Genomic DNA, 821 nt, shown 5'->3' with positions numbered 1-821 from the left:
GGTAGTCCTGAAAAAGTAATGATATGAAGTGAAAAGCCCAGTCGGGCGGTAATTTTAAGTCGCCAAACTTGAATTACCTGTCATGTCTGTTCAACATCACTGCCCGAACTGTGGCTCCTCAAACATAGTCAAAAACGGTTATACCTACTATGGCAAAGCACGTGGTAAGTGCAAACAGTGTCACCGTCAGTTCGTCTTTGTTCGCCAGCACCCTGCTTTGTCCGACGAGCAAAAACGACGCATTGAACTGCTGTTAGCCGAACGTATTTCGCTGGAGGGTATCTGTCGAGTTATGGAGATTAAGGCCCACCAACTCTACGCCTATATGGACGAACTCTATGCCGACATACCGGCTGATTTAGCTTGTTCAGCCGCTGAAGCTGCTGATATTGAGCTACGTTGTATTGATTGCGAGACCGATGAACTCTGGAGCTTTGTGCTGCGCAAAACCAACAAACAATGGCTCTGGTTAGCTCTGGACCGAGCCAGCCGACAGGTAGTGGCTCTCCACATTGGTGATCGCGGAGCCACAGGGGCGCTAGGCCTGTGGCAAGCCCTGCCAGAGCCATACCGTCAGCAGGCCAGTTTTCACACCGATGATTGGGACGCTTACAAGCAGATCATTCCAGTTCACCAACACCGCTGTAGTCAATACAAGCAGCATACCAACCATGTCGAGCGCTTCTTTTGTACGCTTCGTCAGCGGGCTTCGCGTTTAGTGCGGTTGAGCTTGTCCTTTTCTAAAAAGCTGAACCGACATATCAACTCCATTCGGTTTGTAGTGACTCACTACAACCTATCATTACAACTTTAGGACTACC

1 protein-coding gene is annotated in these 821 nt (G+C 49.3%); it reads left to right on the top strand.

Annotation, left to right across the window (positions count from 1 at the left end; translation table 11 throughout):
* The first annotated feature begins 82 nt into the window (after positions 1 to 82).
* A complete protein-coding gene (locus ABD949_RS18185; RefSeq protein ID WP_345245566.1) occupies positions 83 to 814 on the top strand; it encodes an IS1 family transposase in 732 nt (243 codons plus the stop codon).
* The last annotated feature ends 7 nt before the right edge of the window (positions 815 to 821 follow it).

Origin of the sequence: Nibrella saemangeumensis, assembly GCF_039541915.1 — a bacterium.
Classification (GTDB): Bacteria; Bacteroidota; Bacteroidia; order Cytophagales; family Spirosomataceae; genus Nibrella; species Nibrella saemangeumensis.
The sequence above is the reverse complement of the archived record's forward strand: the minus strand, read 5'-3'. Positions and strand labels throughout refer to the sequence as shown.